We start from the raw sequence: 20588 nt of genomic DNA on the forward strand, positions 1-20588 counted from the left end.
TTTACAAACCATGTTAACTGATATGAGTTAAACTCCGGTTAATTTTTCCAAGCCCTGCCACTGTTGACTGGTCGGTAAGTCTGCCAATTTTTGCCCATTTACCATAAGGGTTGGGTCAAGCTCTAGCATCGGAATCAGCACAAAATTACGCGCAAATAAGCCCTCATGTGGCACGGTTAAACGCGCATTGTTGATTGTGTCATCGCCATACAATAATACATCGACATCCAAACTACGCTCACCCCAGTGGCGCAAACGCGTGCGCTTGGCAGCGCTCTCCAAACTTTGGCAAAAATCCAGTAGGGCTAAGGGCGCCAAATCGGTATCAACTTTTACCACCGCATTAAAAAAATCGGGCTGGTCGGTGACCCCAAAGGCTCTGGATTGATACAGTGATGATGATGTAACATTGGCAAAGTGCGGCGATGCGTAAAACGCCGCAATGGCATTGGCAATATGCTGCTTTGGCGTACCAAGTGCGTTTGCGATATTGCCACCCAAGCCGATATAGCACGTAATCATGGCTGATGACCGTCGATTTTGACCGCGCGTTTGCGAGTGCGTTTTGCCGGTGCCGGTGCCTCGTCCTTAGTCACCGCTTCTGCTGAGACTTTGCTATCAGTAACCGCTTTTTTACGCGTCCGTGGCGCACGCTTTGGCTTTGGCTGTACCACGCCATTGTCAATCATTGATTCATTGGGTGCCGAATGCTTGACCGTGCCAGTGCGAATGTCAGTGCCAATATCAGTATCGGCATGAGTATGAGTCACCGCCTGATTGTCAATGCTTTGTTTGACGGGTGTTGGGCTGACAGGTTCGCCACGCAAATCACTAGCGGATGTTGCGATATCCGCTTGCTGACGTTGCTCCAAAATCGACCAGTCTGAGCTGGGGGTACGTCGCGCACGTTTGGCAGGTACACTGGCTGCCGATAAATAGGCTTTGTCGCGTTTGCGTGAGCGACTCAGTTGTAAATTATTTGGGTGTGCACTTGTCTCATTATAAGCTGATACTGAAGCAGAAACTGTCAGCTGATAAGAGTGGTCATCGTTTCTTTGCGCTGTGATTGGCGCTACGATAAGTGATTTAGCGGGTGCTGAGTTGGTGTGACTGGCAAGCGATAACTGCTGCAGTTGGGCTTTTTCAAGTTGCTGCTGCTGTGTTGGTTTGTGTGCTTTGGTAGATAGTGCCGTATCTTGTACCAGTTCACGCTCGATTTGACTGCTTGCTTCAAACGGCAAACGACGTCGTTCGCGGCGGCGCTGTGCATGACTAAAATCGCTACCCATGTCTGCCTTATTATCACGCACCGCATCGCTAGTTTGGTAAGCAACTCTGTCGTCCTCAAAACTGGTCTGATTGACAATATTCGCAAAGCGCAAACGCACCGATTCAAGGTCAAACTCATCAATCGCTTGTTGCTGCTGTTTGGCACCTAGGGTTTGAAACCACGCCCACCAATGCCCCATGCCATTAGTGCTTTCATCATCCAACGTAATCGCTGCGCCATGTTGTTTGGCAAGCGCTTGGTTTTTGGCTTCTACCTGCTCACGCATCATCAAAAAGTCATAGGCAGCGCGAAAACGTGGGTTTTCAAACAGCTTTTGCAGATTTTTTTTGCGCGGCTGGGCAAGTCTTGGCTGCATGAGCCAAATATCTTTAATAAATTGCTCGGCAAACTTGGGCATGGCTGTGTGCTGGCGCTGCTTGTCCAACACTTTATTGGCGGCTTGGTTTTGCGCGTCGCTAAACGGTGTGTTCTTTTTAAACTTATCCAATAAATACAGATAGTTTTCCCACAAAATAGTCGCATAAAAGAACGCAGGGTTAATGCTTTTACCACTGCCTATGCGCCTATCGGTATTGATGGTGACTTGGTTGAGTAGTGGTGTCACGGTTGTGGGTGGGTAAAACAACAACTGGGAAAACGCACCATAATCAAATAGCAGCGGCAGCATTGGCACCAAGTAGCCGCCTGTGAACATTTTTTGCGTTTCATCATACAAGCGGTGAGGGGATACTTGCGCCAATAATGCCCAGTTTTGCGCGTTGAATTGTTGGTTTAAGGCGTTATCAAAATCAAACTGCAATTTTGCTTTAAAACGCAGCGCTCGTAGTAGACGTACAGGGTCTTCTTCCACCCGTTTTTGGGTGTCGCCGAGCAGACGAATGGTGCGGTTTTCAACATCTTTTAGCCCACCACAAAAATCATAAACGATATCGTCAAATGGCTGATAGTATAGGGCATTGATACTAAAGTCGCGGCGCACCACATCTTGATAGATATCACCCCACACATTGTCACGCATGATCATGCCGTCTTCGGTGAGATGATTGTTGTCCTTAGGCGGCGCGCGAAAGGTGGCAACTTCAATCATATCACGACCAGAATACACATGACACAGCTGAAAACGCCGTCCGATGATGCGGCAGCGTTTGCCAAATACTTCTTTGATTTGGTTTGGGGTGGCGTTGGTCACAGCATCGAAGTCTTTGGGCTTTAAGCCTAACAAGGCATCACGCACCCCACCGCCGACGATGTAGGCTTCAAAACCCGCCTGCGTCAGTGTGCTAATCACTTCTTTGATGGAGTTGGGTAAATCAGCTTTGTTTAAGCCCAGTTTTTTGGCATCCCGGCGAGCCGACTGTCTATCTAAAACATAATCGGTTGGGGTATTGCCAACAGCGGTTGCCGTGCTAGGTGATTTGCGAGTTTTTTTTGCCATGTATAGTAACCAAAATCCATGAAAACGGCAGAAATTTATTAGCGGTTAGTGTACCAAATTTCTGCCTAACTAGGGATATTAATTCACGGTTACAAAAAATCCAGTGAACAAAAAGTATTGTTGAACGATTGATTATTTGTAGGACGTTAGCGGTGTAGGATGAGACGGTTTGCTTGCTAGTACAGCGTGTATAAAATATGAGAATAGGCTTGTGATGATTGCCAATGCTTTATTGAGCTATCACTATTGGGTGGTGATGCGGTGGCGATTTTTATCGACAGTCGCTTTGCCGATACCTTTGACGTTGGCTAGGTCATCCGCTGTGGCAAACGGCGCTATCATTTGCCGGTATAAAATAATTTGCTGGGCTTTTTTGGCACCGATACCATCAAGCTGTGTAAGCTCGGCTTCACTGGCGGTATTGATATTAATCACTTTAGATGAACTGGCAAGGAGATTTGCAGGGGGGTTTGTGGTATTATCGTTAGTCCCCGTCAAATTTGTCACGGCCAAAAAAGCCTGCTCGGGCGTCAAGCTTGGGGTACATACTTGCGCCTGTGCGGGCACTGCCGATACACTTAGAACTAAAATGGCTAGAACTAAAATGGCAAAAATTGAGCCAACTAATAATCGAAAAATCATTGCTTTAACGGTCAAATCTCTGTTGACTCAGTATACCTTGCTAACGCTTCTGGAACAATAAATCTTGAGCAATAAAAAAGCCAAACGTAGTACAAACTTAGCTAAAAAACTGTTTTACCAAAAAAATGTACACGGCATGTACACAGGGTATCATCTGTCAATAATCCTAAAATCTAAAACCTAAAACCTAAAACATAGCCCGTGCTCAAAAACCCTTATACAAATTTTTCATGCTGTTTTGCCAAATCCCACAAGTTATCCATTTCCTCTAAGCTAGCAGTTTCAGGAGTTTTACCCATTTTGGCGAGCTCATCTTCAATAAAGCCAAAGCGAGAGCGAAATTTATGTACGGTGGTCAAAGTCGCTTTTTCGCTATCAATGCCCAGTTTGCGGGCAATATTGACTAGGGCAAAAAAACAATCCCCCAGTTCTTTTTCTAGTAGCATTTTTTGCTCAGGCGTCGGTTTTTGACCATCGATTGGTAAGATTTCTTTGAGCTCTGCCACTTCTTCATCCAATTTGTCCACCGCACCCGACACCACATCCCAATCAAAACCGACTTTATTGGCAGTTTTTTGTAGTTCTTGCGCTTGCATTAACGCTGAGCCTGCCTTGACCGCATCAAGGGTGCGGCGATGGTTTGCCAGTTTACCCTGTTTGGCTTTTTCGGCATTTTCCAAGGCTTTGATTTCATCCCAGCGTTTTTTGACATCTTCATCGGTTTTTAGATTTTCTTTGTCAAACACATGCGGGTGACGGCGAATGAGTTTTTGTTGCAAGGTGAAAATCACCTCGCTGATATCAAACTGCTGCTGTTCTTCATATAGACAAGCGTGAAAAACCACTTGTAACAGCACATCGCCAAGCTCACCCTTGATGTCGTCAATGTCACCCGATTGTATGGCTTCGACGAGCTCATAGGTTTCTTCTAGGGCGTAGGGGATGAGGCTATCGTTGGTTTGTTTTTTATCCCAAGGGCAGTCTTGGCGCAGTCGTGCCATTAAGGCAATAAGGTCAGCAAAATTGGAAGTTGGTTGCATCGTTATCTCTAAAGGGTGATTGATAGTAAATGATGAAAAATTCACAATATAATTGATCTAGCTATTTTAGCGCATTTGACATGGCAATCTAAGTCCATTGGTAAGTATTTGCCTTGACAGTCTAGATGCCTAACATACAGAGGCTTTAAATACAGATGCCTAAAACACAGATGCGGCAAAATAATCGTTGTCATTGCTAGGCCATTTTGTCAAACTATAGTGATATTGGCACAAACTTACCTAATTTAAAAATATAAGAAATATCAAGGCTAAAAATACGCGACGGCTTCGCTAATTTTTGCTGCGATTTGTAAGGTTTCATCACCCATGATTACAACTATCTTTGTCATTGGGGCAGGCTATGTCGGTCTGTCCAATGCGGTACTTTTAGCCCAGCCAAAACTTGCTAACCAAGTCACCTTGGTCGATATCGATGCCCAAAAAATTGCCCAATTACAACAGCAAGAGTCGCCGATTGACGATGCGTTGATTGCGCAGTTCTTGGCAACCCAGTCCTTGAATTTAACAGCGCAGTTGGTAAGTGAGGCGGATTTTTCAACCGCAGATTTGGTGATTATCGCCACACCGACCAACTACGATGTCGCCACTGGCAAATTCGATACCTCATCGGTGGAAGCCAGTATCCAAACCGTACGCGCTCACAACGCACAAGTGCCGATTGTGATCAAATCGACTGTGCCGATTGGATTTACCGTTGACATGCAGGCAAAATTTGATACGCGTATTTTGTTTATGCCGGAGTTTTTGCGGGAAGGCAAAGCGTTATATGACAACCTGCATCCGTCACGTATTATCGTTGGCTGTGATATAAACCATGTGCCAGCGCTGCAAGATGTTTGCCACCAATTAATAACCCAATACCAAACTGCCAGCGAACAAACTGATACTCCCAGCCAAATCATGCCGCCTACTGAGGCAGAGGCGGTCAAACTATTTGCCAACAGCTACCTTGCCACACGCATTGCATTTTTTAACGAGTTAGATAGCTTTGCCGAAAGCATGGGGCTTGATAGTGAGTCGATTATCACCGGTGTGAGCTTAGACCCGCGTATTGGCATGCATTACAACAACCCATCATTTGGCTATGGTGGCTATTGTCTACCCAAAGACACCCAACAGCTTAAAGCCAATTATGAAGGGATTCCTGCCAATGTGATTCATGCGGTGGTCGATGCCAACAATACCCGCAAACGCTTTATCGCCCGTCAAATTATCGCCAAGCAGCCTAATACTGTGGGTGTGTACCGATTAAGTATGAAAAAAGATGCCGATAACTTTAGAGATTCTGCGATTTTGGACATTATTGAGCTGCTCAAACAACATGCCATTGATGTACAAATCTATGAGCCCAGTCTGTCGTCACCGCAGTTTATGGATTGTCCTGTAGTCAATGATTTAGCCAGTTTTTTACAAACGAGCGACGTGATTGTCGCGAACCGATTACATCCCGAATTAGCGCACGTCGAGGCAAAAGTGTATAGCCGTGATGTGTTTGGTGATAGTTGATCATTGCTAGTGAATAATTGATTGTGAATAATTAACAGTTAATTGAATGACATTCTTAATTCTTAATCCCATGAGCCACGTATATGAATGATTTTTCTCCCATCACAATTTCGTCTTTTAAAGCCTATGACATCCGCGGTGAACTCGGTAAAAACCTTGACGAGGACATCGCCTACCGTATCGGACGTGCTTTCGCCCAATTTTTAAGTGCGCCGCTAGCAAATCAGCAAAAACCAGCGATTGTGATTGGCTGTGACATTCGGCCCAGTAGTGAAGCCCTCAAAAAAGCCACCATACAAGGCATATTAGATGCAGGTATTGATGTGATTGATTTGGGCATGACAGGCACTGAAGAAGTGTATTTTGCCACCAGCCACTATGGCGCGATTGGCGGTATTGAAGTGACCGCCAGTCACAACCCCATTAATTATAACGGGCTAAAATTGGTGCGTGAACAGTCTAAACCTATTAGCGCGGATACCGGCTTGGCAGACATTCAACAAATCGCAGAAGAAGGCGTGTTCAAAGCGGCAGCCAGTAAAGGCGAGTATCAGTTAAAAGAAGATAAAACCGCCTATATCAACCATCTCATAAGCTATATTGACGTCAACGCGTTACGACCTTTGACAGTAGTCGTCAACTGTGGCAACGGTAGTGCCGCGCCAACGATTGATTTGCTTGAGCAGCGTCTACAAGCTGCCAATGCGCCTATTAATTTTATCAAAATCAATCATGCGCCTGATGGCAGTTTTCCCAATGGTATTCCCAATCCTATGATTATTGCCAATCGTAAAGTGACAGCAGACAAGCTATTGGCAGAGAAAGCGGACTTAGCGATTGCGTTTGATGGCGATTTTGACCGCTGTTTTTTCTTTGATGAAAACGCTCGATTCTTGGAAGGCACTTATGTAGTGGGGGTGCTTGCCAAAGCTTTCTTGGATAAAAATCCTGCCGAGGCGATTGTGTATGACCCGCGCAATATCTTAAATACCGAAAGCGTCATCGCAGCAGCAGGCGGCAAAGCGACCATCAGTAAGTCAGGGCATTCTTTTATCAAGCAAGTCATGCGTGAAAACAATGCAGTGTATGGCGGTGAGATGTCTGCGCATCATTATTTTCGCGATTTTAACTACTGCGATAGTGGCATGATTCCTTGGTTATTGGTGATTGAGTTATTGTCAAAAACTGGCAAAAGCTTGTCGCAACTAGTTGATGAGATGATTGAGACCTTCCCAATATCCGGTGAAATTAACTTTAAATTAGACGGTATCACTGCGCCTGCGGTGTTGGCAAAACTTGAAGAAATCTACCCACAATTTGATAGCCAAACGGCGACCCTTGATAAACTCGATGGCTTGTCGGTCAATTTTCCACGCTGGCGCTTTAATGTCCGCGCTTCCAACACTGAGCCACTGATTCGTCTCAATGTCGAAGCAAGCGGTGATAAAATGCTATTGGATGAAAAAACCAAACAGCTAGAAAATTGGATTGTGGCACAAGGCGGCACGCCAGCCGACCACTAGGTTTTATTAACTACCATAAAAAAGCCGTTTCAACGTTAATTCATTGAAACGGCTTTTTACTATTTAAGCTAAAACCATCTGGGCTAAAACTATTAATCTTCAGCAAATGGCTGTCGGATTATTTACCACCACGTTCCGCACGGGCTTTATTGATGAGATAGTTAACTACTTGTGGCACTTTACCATCCTCACCCTCCACAACGTATTTTCCATCAACGACAACCGCAGGCACCCCTGACAGTTGGAAGCGCTGCGCCGCATCTTTTGAACGCGCGATACGGGTATTCACCGCAAAAGAATTGTACATGCTGTTAAATTTATTGATATCCACGCCTTTTGATGCGTACCATTGACCGATAGAGGCTTGGTCAAACAATTTTTGGCGGTCTTTTTGAATGGCGTCAAACATCGCTTGGTGGGTTTTGCCTTGATAACCTAATAACTGTGCGGCATAAAAACCGCGCGCGTTTTGTTCCCACACAGGGTTCATCGCAGCTGGCGTCTGCATAAACACCACATCAGCTGGCAATTTTTTTGACCACTGTGCCATGTAAGGTTCTAATTTGTAGCAGTGTGGGCAACCATACCAAAAAAATTCACGAACAATGATTTTATTGCCTTCAATTTTCTCTGGGTTTGCAAGCACCTTATAGTCTTGACCCGCTACAAAATCTGCAGCTTGGGTGGATAAACTGGTCAAGCCGATAGCGGCGGCGATTGCGGTCATTGCTAATTTTTTCATGGTTGCCTCATTAACAGTCAAATCATAGGGTCTAGCACGGCTCATATCTTATAGTATCTTATAAACAATAGTATCTTATAAACAATAGTATCTTATAGAAAATCGCTTGCTAGCAGGGCTCAAAATACGAAAATACCTGCGCGTTATACTAGCATAAATTGAGGACGTGCCTAAGTGTAATCCTTTGTAAACTAAAAAAAACTACAGTGGTGAAAAACATAAGCAATATGTTAGTTAAATTTTCTAAATTACAAAGCATATTTTTTAAGTTTAATTTATCAGTAATATTTAAAGTTGGACGGTTATGGGGTTATGCAGCAATAAGCTATTTTACCCTACAAATTTATCCTACAATTTTACGCTATCAGCCTGCCACATAAATTCTACAGCGAATGGGCTAAAAACTGTTAGAATAAGGCTATTTTTGATAGCCATTGTGGTTAGCAAGCAACCGCATTTCAAAAAACGCGATAACACGCTATTGAAGTAACGCTATTAAAGTAAAAAGTATCGAATTAAAAAAATAGCGAAGTAAAAATCAAACGGAACTATCATCATGACACAACCGAATCTACAGCAAAACGTCGACTTACAAGAAGTACAAAAATTTACCGACCTTGCCAATGAATGGTGGGACAAATCAGGCGCGTTTGCCACCTTGCACCAAATCAATCCGCTACGCTTAAACTGGATTGAACAGCAAACCATCGCCCGCCAGCAATCAGGCTTAACGGGCAAGAAAGTGTTAGATGTCGGCTGTGGTGGTGGTATTTTGTCGCATAGCATGGCAGTGCGCGGCGCCACGGTGACGGGTATTGATTTGGGAGAAGCCAATATCAAGGCAGCACAAATCCATGCCGAGCAAACTAGCCAAGCGATTGATTTTGCTTGTGTTGCTGTAGAAGACTTTGCCAAAGCGCATGCTGGTGAGTTTGATGTGGTGACTTGTATGGAAATGCTCGAGCACGTGCCAGACCCACAGTCCATTATCAATGCTTGTTTTACTTTGCTCAAACCCAATGGCGTATTGGTACTATCGACCATCAATCGCAACCCAAAATCCTACCTGTTTGCGGTGATTGGCGCTGAATACCTATTACGCTTGTTGCCACGCGGCACACATGATTATGAAAAATTCATCACCCCAGCCGAGCTAGATCGATTTGCCCAGCGTGCAGGCTGCAAACGTCAAGATTTAATTGGTTTACATTACAATCCACTTATCAAGCACTATTGGCTGGCACAAAATGTTGACGTTAACTACATGATGGCGGTATATAAGCCTCAGTAGTTGGCTTTACTTAAATATTAATCGTTGATTTGAGCAAAAAATGACTGAAAAATGCCAAGCCGTATTGTTTGACCTTGATGGTACCTTGATTGATACGGCACCTGATTTTATCCGGATTATTAAGGTGATGTGCGCCAAACACCAGCACCCAGCGCCCAGTGATACCGCCATTCGCGAGCAAGTTTCTGCAGGCGCCAGAGCGATGGTCAAGCTAATGTTTGGCGAGCTTGCCGATGTGACTGAGGATGACCCAACCTTGTTGGCTTATCGGCAAGAGTTTTTGGACACCTATGAGGCCGATATCTGTGTCGATAGCCGCTTGTTTGATGGGCTTGATTCGCTGCTAAAAAACTTGGAATCACGTGGTATTGTATGGGGCATTGTCACCAATAAGCCGCGTTATTTGGCGGAAAATTTGTTAGAGAAACTTGAGCTAACTGAGCGCTGTGCGGTACTGGTATGCCCTGATGATGTCAAACATACCAAACCTGACCCAGAGCCCATGTATTTGGCAGTAGCGCGGTTGAACGAACAACTCGGGCGTCAGCTACAGCCTGAAAATTGTGTGTATGTCGGTGACCATATCCGTGACATTCAAGCGGGCAATGCGGCGAATATGCGCACGATTTTGGCAGCTTATGGCTACATTCCCCCTGAAGACCAAGCGGATTTGGGCAGTTGGGGTGCAGATAACATAATCCATAGCGTCGCTGAATTGACCGCTTTGCTGGGCGATTGGACGGATGCTTTAGCGGACACTTAAACAAGCAACTAGGCGCTTGATGCATAGACAAGGTGTTAACAATTTGCCCGATTTTTAGGGAATTTTTTAGCGAGCTTTTGAGAAAAATTTTGAGGAAACTATGACTTTAGCAACCCATGATGATATCCGTAACTTTATCCCACCTGCCGATTGTCTAAAAGGTAAAAATATTTTGGTCACAGGGGCAGGTGATGGCATCGGTAAAGCAGCAGCGCTAAGCTATGCAAAATATGGCGCGACCGTGCTACTACTCGGCAAAACCGCGAGCAAGCTTGAAGCTGTATATGACCTAATTGAAGCAGAAGGCGGTGCCGAGCCTGCCATGTTACTGATGAATTTAGAGAGCGCAAGCTACACAGAAATGCAGCAATTGGCGATTTTGATTGAGCGTGAAGTCGGGCATTTGGACGGTGTTTTACACAATGCAGGGTTGCTCGGTGTATTGACCCCACTTGAGATGTATGACCCGATTATTTTTGAGCAAGTGATGAAAGTCAATTTTAATGCCACCTTTACCCTTACCCAAGCTTTGTTACCGCTCCTCAAATCTGCGCAAAGTGGCTCAGTGGTGTTTACCTCTAGCAGTGTTGGTAGCCGTCCACGCGCGTTTTGGGGGGCATATGCGCTGTCAAAATTGGCGGTAGAAGGGATGAGCGATATTTTCACCCAAGAAACCCAAAAAACCACCACCCTGCGCTTTAACTGCATCAATCCCGGTGCCACGCGTACCCAAATGCGGGCTGCTGCCTATCCGAGCGAAAACCCCAACACCTTGCTTGCGCCCGAAGACTTGATGAGTGCGTATGTTGCCTTGATGAGTGATGAAGCGGCAGGTATCAAAGGTCAGGTGATTGATTTACAGCCACAATAAAATGGCGCGATGACGGCGTTAATACGCTATTGAAATTTGATAAAACCACTACCATATTATTATGGTTAACCTATTAAAATCTAAGGAAAAATATGGCAAGTGGTTGGGCTGCGGATGGCGCAGAAAACGAGCAAATTGAAGCGACTATTAATGATGCGATTGAACGGGCAAAACGGGCATTGCCACAGGGTGAGAGTCTAACGCATTGTGAGGAGTGCGATGCCCCAATCCCTGAAGCACGGCGTCTTGCGATGCCTGGGGTGCACTTGTGCGTGCGTTGTCAACAATCGCTAGAACAGCATCAGCAAAAAGTTGAGCTATTTAATCGCCGTGGTAGTAAAGATAGCCAATTGCGCTAAGCGTATTGGTGAATGCTGTCGTTCATAACAATGACAGCTTATAAAAATTTTTCAAGCGGCAGGTGCGATAGCATCCATACTAGCGTACGCTGCCAAGCCTTGGTTTGAGGCTCTTCATCATACGTGACGATTTGACCGTTCTCGAGCGTTGACCACTGAATATTGTCATCTTTGAGCGACAAGGTGTAGCTGGTTTTTGGCAAGGCTTGCAAAAATTCATTGCGGATTTTGTTGGCAAGTACAGGGTGGGCGATGGCAACGCCAAGTTCAGTATTGGTCAAGGCTGAACGCGGATCAAAGTTGAACGAGCCGATATACACCTTTTCACCATCGCTTTCAAACGTTTTGGCATGCAAGCTGGTGGCAGAGCTTCCCGTCAAGTATGAATCACGTAGATTGTCTTTGATGGCATTGGGCTTTAGTTCATATAGCTTGACCCCAGCTTTGAGTAAGTCTTTGCGGTGTTTGGCATAGCCAGAATGCACAAGCTTGACATCGGTGGCGCTCATGGCATTGGTCAAAATATTCACCGCTACGCCTTTGTTTGCAAGGTTGATAAAATAATCTTTGCCTTGCTTCGTCGGTACAAAATAGGCAGAGATTAAATTGAGTTCGTGGGTGATTTTCCCTAAGCTTTGGTTGATGTCTAACCCTTGGGTATTGGCTTTGCTGACCAGTTTATCAGGATTGTCCGTCAATAGCTGCACGCTTGCCCAGTAGAGCGGCAATTTTTGTTGTTTGATTTGGTTGACAAAGTCGATTGCCACCAAGCGCTTTAGATAGTCGTTTTTCAGCTTTAGCACAGGGTCGAGTTGTTGCGACGCGGGTTTATCAGCTTTTTGGGTTTTTGGGGTAAACACTTGGTTTAGGGCGGATGTCTCAGGTTTTTTAACCAAATCGGTGATAGGAAAAGCCAGTTTATGGTTCCAATATTGGTCAAACGCTTGTGACATCTGCGGCACAATATGCCCAACCATCAGCACATCTAGGTCAGAAAATACCATCTCTTGGTCTAAAGAAAAATACTCATCCCCGATATTGCGCCCGCCTGTGATGGTGATTTGGCTATCGGCGGTGATGGATTTGTTGTGCATACGATGATTGAGCCGCTCAAAATCGCCCACAAACCCTAGCCAGCGCCACGAGCGAAAACGATTGGGGTTCATCAATCTCACTTCAATATTGGGGTGTTCATTGAGTACCCACAGCGTTGGGTCGAGACCACGGGTATTGTTGTCATCTATCAATAATCGCACGCGTACACCGCGCTCTGCCGCTTCTTTGATGGCTTGAAACATTAGATTGCCAGTGATGTCGTTATTCCAAATATAATACTGCACATCTAGCGTTTTTTCTGCGGTGCTAATGAGCAGCATGCGTGCGGCAAACGCATCCATGCCATCTGGCAAGGGATAAACGCCCGTTTTTTGTGGATGGCTTTTAACCAACTCTGCGATGCCATCGGCCATGCTTTGCGAGCCAAATTGGCGAAAACGGCTGGAGGGCTCATCAGGTGGCATATCGGTTGCCACCGTTTTTTGATGGTCTTTGGTAATGACGGCAGTCTGATAGGTGCTGGATTTGCCCGTGTTGGCAGGCAGACGACCCCACCAGGCGATAAAAAACAAAATCGCCATACACACCAAAAACAGGCTGGCTAAAAAAATAAGACGACGTTTGAACAGGGGTCTTAGCATGATGGCACTCACCAAGGTCAATTAAGCCATAGGTTAAATTAGTTAAATTGACGCCCAATAAATTTGACGGTTTCATCCTTGGCTTTTTTGACGGCAAGTTTGCGGTTTTGTCCCAGCAGTAATTTGATTTGCCACAGTTTTTCTTGATACAAGGTTGTTGGAGGCGTGTGATACATGGCATTGATGATGCGTTTGCTCGCCAAGACGGCATCGGGGGAGCGATTACTTAATTCTGTGACCAAATTCTTCGCAACTGCCATCGGTGTATCGCTTAGATGGCTGACCACACCGTAGTCAAAGGCTTGTTGACCGTCAAAAATCCGTGCCGTCATCGCTAACTCCTTGACGATATCGGCGCGTAGCACCCCCATCGCAGACTGGGTCAGTCCCATATCCGGTACCAGTCCCCATTTGGCTTCCATAATGGCAAATTGGCAATCCGCTGTGGCGATACGAATATCGGTCGCCAGCGCCAACTGTAGTCCTGCGCCAAGGCAATGTCCATGCAATACACTGATGACAGGCATCGGTAGTTCTCGCCACACAAGGCACACTTTTTGAAATTTACTTTGGAACGGTTTGATAAGCTCCCAAGCGACCTGTTTTAGATTTTTTGGGTTGTTTAAATCCGCCAAATCAATACCGGTAGAAAAGCTTTTACCTTCACCTGCCAAAATCACCGCCCGCACGTCTGTCCAAGTAGTGAGCAGGTGGGCTAAATCAATGAGTTTATCCATCAACGCAAAACTTAACGCATTGCGCTTGTCAATCCGTGTCAGCCAAACAATGACGCTATCATCACCGCTAAGTTCCAACCGCACATCGGGCGCAAGGTTATCGTTTGCCGCTTTGATACGCTGCGCTAAAGACACAGCAGTAGCACGCTTAGGAAATGGCAAAAACCCTACACCCGGCAATATTTTTGATACCGACAAAACCGACATACGCCTCCTTAAAATTTGACCAACCCAATAAACTTAAAAAAATGTTGCAAGAACGCGAAGATTTGCAATCATTAATCTCACTTTACTGATTTTGTTGGTTGGGCACAAGAGGCGATATCGGACGATACGTTTAAGAAAGGTAACGTGGAATAGCAAGTATGCCAAACCTAGGCGGCATTGTGGTGATGGGTGTCAAATCATCTTCCAAGTCATGTCGTTTTCTTTGAGCTGGGCATATTTGAGTGCAGGGAATTGGCTCAAATCAGCCTGTGCCAAGTTATCGAGCGCTTGTAGCATTTGCTCGTAATAAGGCGCCAAAATGGCAAATTGCGCAGGCGAGCTATTGTTGATATTTAGCAAGCACTTGTCTTCAAGATTTTGGCTGGCTTGGCGGAGCTGTGGTACGCCCGTATAACGACTCGCCCCTAAAATGCGATGCGCCGCGTGGGACAAGGCTTGCCTGTCGTGGCGCTGCCAAGCCTGCTGCAGGTCACTTTTTTCCTGCTCAATTGATTCAATCAGCAGGGTAATTAAATTGGCTGCCAAATCAGGCTTACCTGCTACCCGCATCACCGCATCATCCCAATCAATGACCGCAAGACTTGCTAGTGACTCAGCGCTATGCTGACTGCTAACCGATGGTAGGCTTGGTAGATTAGCGTTGTCATCGGTGGTAGTCGCTGAGGCGGCTAATGGCGTATGAGCAAATACGGCACTCTCTTTGGGGGTTGCAGGTGCAGTACGCGGGTGATTTGCCCCAGAGGCTATATACGCTATCGACCGCGCCGAGATGGGTGAGTTGATAGCCGATTTGTCAGAAGCCACATCAGCTGCTAAATCAGACGTCAAATTAGTGGACACGGACGTGCTGTGTTTACCCAACCAGCGTTGCAGGATTTGCAATAACTGGGCTTGACTGATTGGTTTGCCCACATAGTCATCAATTCCAGATGCCAATAATGTATCGCGTTCATCCGATAGACTATGCGCGGTCAGGGCAATAATCGGGATATGTTGATGTCCTGCTTGCGTTTCAACCTTACGGATTTGGATGGCGGCTTCACTGCCTGACATTCTTGGCATTTGAATGTCCATAAAGATCAAATCCACGGCGGTATCGCTTTGTGACTGGTGGGTGGTGATGTATTCAATGGCGTCAAACCCACTATTAACCGTCACCACATTAATGCTCAGCTCAGCCAATAACGCTTCTAGTACCAACAAATTGGGCAGATGGTCATCTACGGCAAGCACAGTAAAGCCATGCCACTGCGGCAGTGTTGGCTCTTGGCTGCTGGCAGAATTGCTATCGAGCAGCTGGTAAAGCTGGCGACGGTCGAGCGGCTGATACAAGGCTTGTGCTTGGTAACGCGACAACAATTCTGGCTCAAGATTGACTTGATAGCCAAATAGTAGCAATTTACCGGCATAATGTAAGCGTACTTGTTTGAGCAGCGACGTGGTGTCCTCAGTGGTACCATTGTCCACGATGACCCAATCCCAATGATTGCCTGTTTCTTTGAGCGATTCAAGTAGGCTGGCTAGCGTACTTGCGGTAGTAATGGCAATCGGCAATTCACGCAGCGAGCCTTTTAACACTTGTAAGCTTGCAGGATGGTCAATCCAAACCAAAATATTTACTGCAGCGATAGCATCAGCCGCTACATAACCGGCATCGGTTTTTGGCGGGACGATGGCGGGTAACTGCCAGATAGGGTCATGGATAAGCAGCCGCTGCTGCTCTTGGTTACTGATGCTCATCGGCAAAGTAAACCAAAACGTCGTGCCTTTGATTTTGTGCGATTGGCTCGCATCACCCGCTTGCTCAGTGGCGTTGTCATAAAAACCAATATTGCCGCCCATCAGATAGGTAAGCTGTTTTGAAATCACCAATCCTAATCCTGTACCGCCGTACTGGCGAGTAATCGAAGGATCGCCTTGGGAAAAACTTTGGAACAGCACTTTTTGATGCTCAGGCGAAATCCCGCGCCCTGTGTCTTGCACACTGATATGAATTAAATCATCGATGTCATCATCCAGACTGACCCGCACAATGACCTCGCCATCATCGGTAAATTTGATGGCGTTGTTAACAAGATTGGTCAACACTTGCTTGGTGCGTAACGCATCCCCCACCAGATAATGCGGCACATCGTCATAGAAGAACACCGACAGGCGTAAATCTTTCTCTGCCGCAAGTGGCGATAGCATATCCACCACATCGTAGATACTGGCATACAGGTCAAATTCATGACTATCTAGTACCAGTTTACCGGCTTCAATCTTAGAAAAATCAAGCACGTCATTGACCAGTGCTAATAGGTGCGCTGAAGACTTACGAATTGTTTGCACATACAAGTCTTGCTCGGCGTTTAAGCCGCCATGACGGGATAATAGGTTGATAAAGCCATCAATACTGTTCAGTGGGGTGCGTAATTCGTGACTGATATTGGCTAAAAATGCCGATTTGGTTTGACTGGCTGAAACCGCCGCATCACGCGCATTGCGAATGGAGATGTTTTGCATTTCCATCTCGTCAAAAGCCAATCGCAAATCATCTTCGGTCTGTTCGGCGTGATTCTTGAGTTCTTGGAAACTTTTATGCAGACGCCTTAAGGTCTTGACCAAATCCTGTTGCAGTTGGTTGATTTCACCACTGGCGTTGATGGTCATCGGTTTATATAGGTTGTTGGCGTTGGTGCGCTGCAAATGTAACCGCATCTCATAAATCGGCGCAATCCAGCGTCTAGCATATATGTGGGTGGTCAATAGCAGCAGTAAAATAGTAAAAAGTCCGGTAATCGCTAACGCCAACATCACTTGATAGCGAGCCACTTGTAGCGGCTCATTATCAATATTGACAATAAGCCACAAGGTCGGTAGTGGGGCAGTCGCATTGGCGGGCGGGCTTAGTACCAATTTTCGACCAAATAAACTACTACCCTTGCTATTAAACAGGCTGTTGGATTGGGTATTGAGCTGCGTCAGCAAATAAGTTTGCTGTGCATTACTTTGCGCCTCAAGGTGTCGTCCCAAAAAAGGCAACAAGCGCGGATTGGGCTGTTGTGACAAATCCCCAAAACTGACCAACACTTTGCTTTGTTCGTTGACAATCGCCACGCCTTGCAAGTGTTTGTCGTTGATGGCATTTTGTAGGGCAAATTTCACATTGGCTTGCAGTGTCGCCAATTCTTTGGGCGATAGCTCAGCTTTATTTGCGCTATCTTTACTTGAGCGATTATTGCTATTAGGCTGAGTGCTAGTTGTAGATAGCGCTTGGTTGATTTTAATCAGATTCGCCTGCATGGAAGCGGCGACTGGCTGCAGAGTCACCAGCAAATTATCGGCGGTTGATTGCTGAATGGTACGCGCAGCACGGCTAGTATCCGATAACACCAAAAAACCACCCGTCAACGCGAGTGCGCTAATCGGCAAAAACACCAACAGTATCAACTGTCCATAAGCGGTGGAAAAATCCAAGTGAAATCGTTTGCTCACATTGCTAGCCTTGCATCAGCCTAATTTAGGCATCAGATTTTTTATCAGGGTTTTGGGGTATAGCGTTTCATTTTATAGGATTTTAGCCAATTTTGCTTGCGCGGCTAGGGTTTTTGTCGCAAGTAAATTTTTGACAAGTCTATACCCTAGCAAAAAATCGAGATAAAATCAGATGGGATAGCGGTTGAAAAATGACTGGCACAATAATCATGATTCGCCACTGACGGGTGATACGAATTTTGCTAAACTACGCGCGCAATTCAAAAAAATTACTGTTAAAAAAACTAATCAACGCTAACTAATCTATAAGCTAGACTAAATGCGTCTGCGCAAAACTCGTATTATCAAAAGTTCATGGCCAAAAACTAAGGTTGTCTTATGACCCATAATAATTTTATCACTGAAACCAGCACGCTCAATGACTGCATTGGACATACGCCACTGGTTAAGCTAGCGCGATTTGCACCGCAAACCGACCAAGGCACAGCCACCCTGCTTGCCAAACTTGAAGGCAACAACCCAGCGGGCTCAGTGAAAGACCGCCCTGCATACAATATGTTTTATCAAGCGGAAAGGCGTGGCACTATCAAGCCAGGCGACACCATCATTGAGGCCACCAGTGGCAATACGGGCATCGCCCTTGCCATGGTCGCGGCAATGCGCGGCTATGCGATGACGCTGATTATGCCTAGCAACTCTACCCAAGAGCGTAAAGACGCGATGGCAGCATATGGGGCGACATTGATTGAAGTCGATAACATGGAATCGGCACGCGACCTTGCTCAGCAAATGCAGGCAGAAGGCAAAGGCATCGTACTCGATCAGTTTAACAACCCTGACAACAAACAAGCGCATTATCTGACCACAGGTCCTGAGATTTGGCAGCAAACCAATGGCACGATTACCCACTTTATTAGCTCAATGGGGACCACAGGCACCATCATGGGCGTGTCCAAATACCTAAAAGAACAAAACCCAAACGTGCAAATTATCGGTTTACAGCCCGCTGAAGGTGCTAATATCGCAGGAATTCGTAGATGGCCAGCCGCTTATTTGCCAAAGATTTTTGAGCCAAGTTTGGTGGATAGGGTGATGGACATCGATCAGCACGATGCGGAAGTGTTTATGCGTAAGCTTGCCCGCGAAGAAGGGATTTTTGCGGGGGTATCATCCGGTGGTGCGGCGTGGGCAGCGTACCAAATCGCTAAAGAACACCCGGATGCGGTGATTGCATTTATCGTCTGTGACCGTGGCGATCGTTATCTATCAACAGGGTTGTTTGGTGTTAAAGATGACGCTTAATACCCAATAACCTAAAGCATAAAGCAGAAACTAACAAGGAAGTATTATGGCTACGCCAGCGCCGATTTTAGTATTTGATATCGAAACCATACCCGATGTTGCCACAGGCAAGCGGCTATACCCTGAGTTGGCTGGGTTATCGGATAACGATGCCATGACCAAGCTTATGGCACTGCGTGAGCAAGATGTTGGGCATCCTTTTATGCCCCTGCCTTTGCACCAAATCGCATGTCTTTCGGTGTTGTGGGTGGCGGGCGGCAAAATGACCCTAAAATCGCTGTCGCTGGCTGACCATAGCGAAGCGCAAATGATTCAAACCTTTTTTAATGCCATTGAAAAAAATCCGTTGTTGGTGAGCTGGAATGGCAAGGGCTTTGATATACCGGTTATGGTGTATCGGGCATTGCAGCATGGCTTGACTGCGCCCAAGCTGTTTAGCCAAACCGGTGAGATGAGATACAACAACTATATCAACCGCTATCATGACCGTCATACCGATTTGATGGTGAAACTTGCCATGAATAGCACGTCGCAAAAACTCGATGTCGTCGCATCTCTATGCGGCTTTGCAGGCAAGCAAGCGTTGGACGGCTATGATGTGGTGCCTATGGTGCAAGCAGAAGCATGGGATAAGCTCACCACTTATTGCGAGAGCGATGTGCTCAATACTTGGCTGATTTTTTTGCGCTACCAAAGACTGACGGGACAGTTTTCAGCTGAACAAAGTCAGCAATGGGAATTCACCACCCGAGACTATCTGCAATCGTTCACCAATCAAGACAATAGCCTGCGCCATGATAAGTTTTTGCAAGCGTGGCAACCTGCTAGCAATTTAGCAGCTGACCAGCATGTCACTCATGTCACTGATATTGCCATCACCCAGCCGCCATCTGATACTCCAACCAACCAAGTAGAATCACCATGAATACCATTTTTCCACCCAGGCCAGTGGTGGCACTGCCCATCCATCAATCTGAGCAAACCTTTCCTGTCCGCCGCGTGTATTGCGTGGGGCGCAACTATGCCGACCACGCCCGAGAAATGGGCAGTGACCCAGACCGTGAGCCGCCATTTTTCTTTTGTAAAGCCAGTGACAGCGAGTCGATTATTGCGGTTCGACCCGATAGCGTTGCCCAATTGCCTTATCCGACTAAAACGCAAGCGCTACATTATGAAGTAGAATTGGTGGTTGCGATTGGCAAAGATGGCGCCAATGTGAGTGTAGCACAGGCACATGAGCTGATTTTTGGCTATGCCGTGGGGCTCGACATGACGCGCCGCGACTTGCAAAACGCCATGAAGAAAAACGGTCGCCCGTGGGAGATTGGCAAGGCGTTTGACTATTCGGCACCCATTGGCGAAATTTATCCCGTTGCTAGCGTTGCTGAGATACAACAAGCGAATATTTCACTAGCGGTGAATGGCGCGCCCAAACAACAAGGCAATATCAATCAGTTAATCTGGAATGTGGCAGAGACTATTGCCAATTTATCTGAGTTTTTTGAGCTCAAAGCAGGGGATTTGATTTTTACAGGCACGCCAGCGGGCGTCGGTGCGGTGGTGAAAGGCGATACCATACTGGCGCAAATTGATGGACTGGGTAAAATTGAGTTGCTGGTTGTGTAAAACAGGTAGTGTAAAAGATGAAAAAAGGCGCTAATAA

General features: G+C 46.2%; 17 protein-coding genes. 9 read left to right on the plus strand and 8 right to left on the minus strand.

Going from position 1 to position 20588, the window contains the following annotated elements; genetic code table 11:
* Positions 1-27: 27 nt before the first annotated feature.
* From folK to mazG, 4 genes are all read right to left on the minus strand, one after another.
* Entirely contained in the window at positions 28-522 is a 495-nt protein-coding gene (gene folK, locus RNZ41_RS00325; protein ID WP_314027303.1) for a 2-amino-4-hydroxy-6-hydroxymethyldihydropteridine diphosphokinase, read from the minus strand.
* Positions 519-2726 carry a polynucleotide adenylyltransferase PcnB gene (gene pcnB / locus RNZ41_RS00330; RefSeq protein ID WP_314027304.1) on the minus strand — a complete coding sequence of 736 codons (2208 nt, stop codon included), beginning with the start codon at positions 2724-2726 and terminating at the stop codon, positions 519-521. The genes folK and pcnB overlap by 4 nt, the downstream gene beginning before the upstream one ends.
* Before the next feature lie 243 nt (positions 2727-2969).
* Complete coding sequence (locus RNZ41_RS00335; RefSeq protein ID WP_314027305.1) at positions 2970-3368, minus strand: ComEA family DNA-binding protein; 399 nt, start codon at positions 3366-3368, stop codon at positions 2970-2972.
* Positions 3369-3583: 215 nt separating this feature from the next.
* A complete protein-coding gene (gene mazG / locus RNZ41_RS00340) occupies positions 3584-4408 on the minus strand; it encodes a nucleoside triphosphate pyrophosphohydrolase (protein ID WP_314027306.1) in 825 nt (274 codons plus the stop codon).
* Positions 4409-4735: 327 nt separating this feature from the next.
* On the opposite strand from mazG, the gene RNZ41_RS00345 reads away from it, so the two are divergent.
* Both RNZ41_RS00345 and RNZ41_RS00350 read left to right on the plus strand, forming a co-directional pair.
* Complete coding sequence (locus RNZ41_RS00345) at positions 4736-5935, plus strand: nucleotide sugar dehydrogenase (protein ID WP_314027307.1); 1200 nt, start codon at positions 4736-4738, stop codon at positions 5933-5935.
* Positions 5936-6018: 83 nt separating this feature from the next.
* Positions 6019-7458 carry a phosphohexomutase domain-containing protein gene (locus RNZ41_RS00350; protein WP_314027308.1) on the plus strand — a complete coding sequence of 480 codons (1440 nt, stop codon included), beginning with the start codon at positions 6019-6021 and terminating at the stop codon, positions 7456-7458.
* Between the two features lie 118 nt (positions 7459-7576).
* On the opposite strand, the gene RNZ41_RS00355 is transcribed toward RNZ41_RS00350, so the two are convergent.
* Positions 7577-8200, minus strand: a complete 624-nt coding sequence (locus tag RNZ41_RS00355; protein WP_040403627.1) for a thiol:disulfide interchange protein DsbA/DsbL — start codon at positions 8198-8200, stop codon at positions 7577-7579.
* A gap of 556 nt (positions 8201-8756) precedes the next feature.
* Between RNZ41_RS00355 and ubiG the strand changes: the two genes are divergently transcribed.
* The 4 genes from ubiG (at position 8757) to RNZ41_RS00375 (ending at position 11484) form a co-directional block, all read left to right on the plus strand.
* A complete protein-coding gene (ubiG, locus tag RNZ41_RS00360; RefSeq protein WP_007116237.1) occupies positions 8757-9491 on the plus strand; it encodes a bifunctional 2-polyprenyl-6-hydroxyphenol methylase/3-demethylubiquinol 3-O-methyltransferase UbiG in 735 nt (244 codons plus the stop codon).
* A 40-nt stretch (positions 9492-9531) separates the two neighbouring features.
* On the plus strand, positions 9532-10254 hold the full coding sequence (locus RNZ41_RS00365) for an HAD family hydrolase (RefSeq protein ID WP_100274291.1): 723 nt from the start codon (positions 9532-9534) through the stop codon (positions 10252-10254).
* Positions 10255-10354: 100 nt separating this feature from the next.
* Positions 10355-11125, plus strand: coding sequence for a YciK family oxidoreductase (locus tag RNZ41_RS00370; RefSeq protein ID WP_050325276.1), 771 nt, complete (start codon positions 10355-10357; stop codon positions 11123-11125).
* 92 nt (positions 11126-11217) lie between these two features.
* The gene (locus RNZ41_RS00375) at positions 11218-11484 is read left to right on the plus strand and encodes a DksA/TraR family C4-type zinc finger protein (RefSeq protein ID WP_050325275.1); all 267 of its coding nucleotides are present in this window, start codon (positions 11218-11220) and stop codon (positions 11482-11484) included.
* Positions 11485-11522: 38 nt separating this feature from the next.
* On the opposite strand, the gene RNZ41_RS00380 is transcribed toward RNZ41_RS00375, so the two are convergent.
* The 3 genes from RNZ41_RS00380 to RNZ41_RS00390 form a co-directional block, all read right to left on the minus strand.
* Entirely contained in the window at positions 11523-13181 is a 1659-nt protein-coding gene (locus tag RNZ41_RS00380) for a phospholipase D family protein (RefSeq protein WP_201665288.1), read from the minus strand.
* Between the two features lie 38 nt (positions 13182-13219).
* Positions 13220-14125, minus strand: a complete 906-nt coding sequence (locus RNZ41_RS00385) for a crotonase/enoyl-CoA hydratase family protein (protein ID WP_314027309.1) — start codon at positions 14123-14125, stop codon at positions 13220-13222.
* A gap of 192 nt (positions 14126-14317) precedes the next feature.
* Positions 14318-17623 carry an ATP-binding protein gene (locus RNZ41_RS00390; RefSeq protein WP_314027310.1) on the minus strand — a complete coding sequence of 1102 codons (3306 nt, stop codon included), beginning with the start codon at positions 17621-17623 and terminating at the stop codon, positions 14318-14320.
* 378 nt (positions 17624-18001) lie between these two features.
* On the opposite strand from RNZ41_RS00390, the gene cysM reads away from it, so the two are divergent.
* From cysM to RNZ41_RS00405, 3 genes are read left to right on the plus strand one after another with little or no spacing between them, the layout of a single operon-like run.
* Positions 18002-18925 (plus strand): cysteine synthase CysM, encoded by a 924-nt coding sequence (cysM, locus tag RNZ41_RS00395; RefSeq protein WP_138018196.1) that lies wholly within the window; start codon positions 18002-18004, stop codon positions 18923-18925.
* A gap of 46 nt (positions 18926-18971) precedes the next feature.
* Positions 18972-19850, plus strand: a complete 879-nt coding sequence (locus RNZ41_RS00400) for a 3'-5' exonuclease (protein WP_314027311.1) — start codon at positions 18972-18974, stop codon at positions 19848-19850.
* A complete protein-coding gene (locus RNZ41_RS00405) occupies positions 19847-20551 on the plus strand; it encodes a fumarylacetoacetate hydrolase family protein (protein WP_312534245.1) in 705 nt (234 codons plus the stop codon). Before RNZ41_RS00400 ends, RNZ41_RS00405 begins: the two co-directional genes overlap by 4 nt.
* Positions 20552-20588 lie beyond the last annotated feature (37 nt).

This window comes from Moraxella sp. DOX410, from assembly GCF_032248735.1.
Taxonomy (GTDB): Bacteria; Pseudomonadota; Gammaproteobacteria; order Pseudomonadales; family Moraxellaceae; genus Faucicola; species Faucicola tetraodonis.

What these genes read in the sequence shown, in the direction of transcription:
- folK (WP_314027303.1), bottom strand. Translation starts at nt 522, where the DNA reads ATGATTACGTGCTATATCGGCTTGGGTGGCAATATCGCAAACGCACTT.
- pcnB (WP_314027304.1), bottom strand. Translation starts at nt 2,726, where the DNA reads ATGGCAAAAAAAACTCGCAAATCACCTAGCACGGCAACCGCTGTTGGC.
- RNZ41_RS00335 (WP_314027305.1), bottom strand. Translation starts at nt 3,368, where the DNA reads ATGATTTTTCGATTATTAGTTGGCTCAATTTTTGCCATTTTAGTTCTA.
- mazG (WP_314027306.1), bottom strand. Translation starts at nt 4,408, where the DNA reads ATGCAACCAACTTCCAATTTTGCTGACCTTATTGCCTTAATGGCACGA.
- RNZ41_RS00345 (WP_314027307.1), top strand. Translation starts at nt 4,736, where the DNA reads ATGATTACAACTATCTTTGTCATTGGGGCAGGCTATGTCGGTCTGTCC.
- RNZ41_RS00350 (WP_314027308.1), top strand. Translation starts at nt 6,019, where the DNA reads ATGAATGATTTTTCTCCCATCACAATTTCGTCTTTTAAAGCCTATGAC.
- RNZ41_RS00355 (WP_040403627.1), bottom strand. Translation starts at nt 8,200, where the DNA reads ATGAAAAAATTAGCAATGACCGCAATCGCCGCCGCTATCGGCTTGACC.
- ubiG (WP_007116237.1), top strand. Translation starts at nt 8,757, where the DNA reads ATGACACAACCGAATCTACAGCAAAACGTCGACTTACAAGAAGTACAA.
- RNZ41_RS00365 (WP_100274291.1), top strand. Translation starts at nt 9,532, where the DNA reads ATGACTGAAAAATGCCAAGCCGTATTGTTTGACCTTGATGGTACCTTG.
- RNZ41_RS00370 (WP_050325276.1), top strand. Translation starts at nt 10,355, where the DNA reads ATGACTTTAGCAACCCATGATGATATCCGTAACTTTATCCCACCTGCC.
- RNZ41_RS00375 (WP_050325275.1), top strand. Translation starts at nt 11,218, where the DNA reads ATGGCAAGTGGTTGGGCTGCGGATGGCGCAGAAAACGAGCAAATTGAA.
- RNZ41_RS00380 (WP_201665288.1), bottom strand. Translation starts at nt 13,181, where the DNA reads ATGCTAAGACCCCTGTTCAAACGTCGTCTTATTTTTTTAGCCAGCCTG.
- RNZ41_RS00385 (WP_314027309.1), bottom strand. Translation starts at nt 14,125, where the DNA reads ATGTCGGTTTTGTCGGTATCAAAAATATTGCCGGGTGTAGGGTTTTTG.
- cysM (WP_138018196.1), top strand. Translation starts at nt 18,002, where the DNA reads ATGACCCATAATAATTTTATCACTGAAACCAGCACGCTCAATGACTGC.
- RNZ41_RS00400 (WP_314027311.1), top strand. Translation starts at nt 18,972, where the DNA reads ATGGCTACGCCAGCGCCGATTTTAGTATTTGATATCGAAACCATACCC.
- RNZ41_RS00405 (WP_312534245.1), top strand. Translation starts at nt 19,847, where the DNA reads ATGAATACCATTTTTCCACCCAGGCCAGTGGTGGCACTGCCCATCCAT.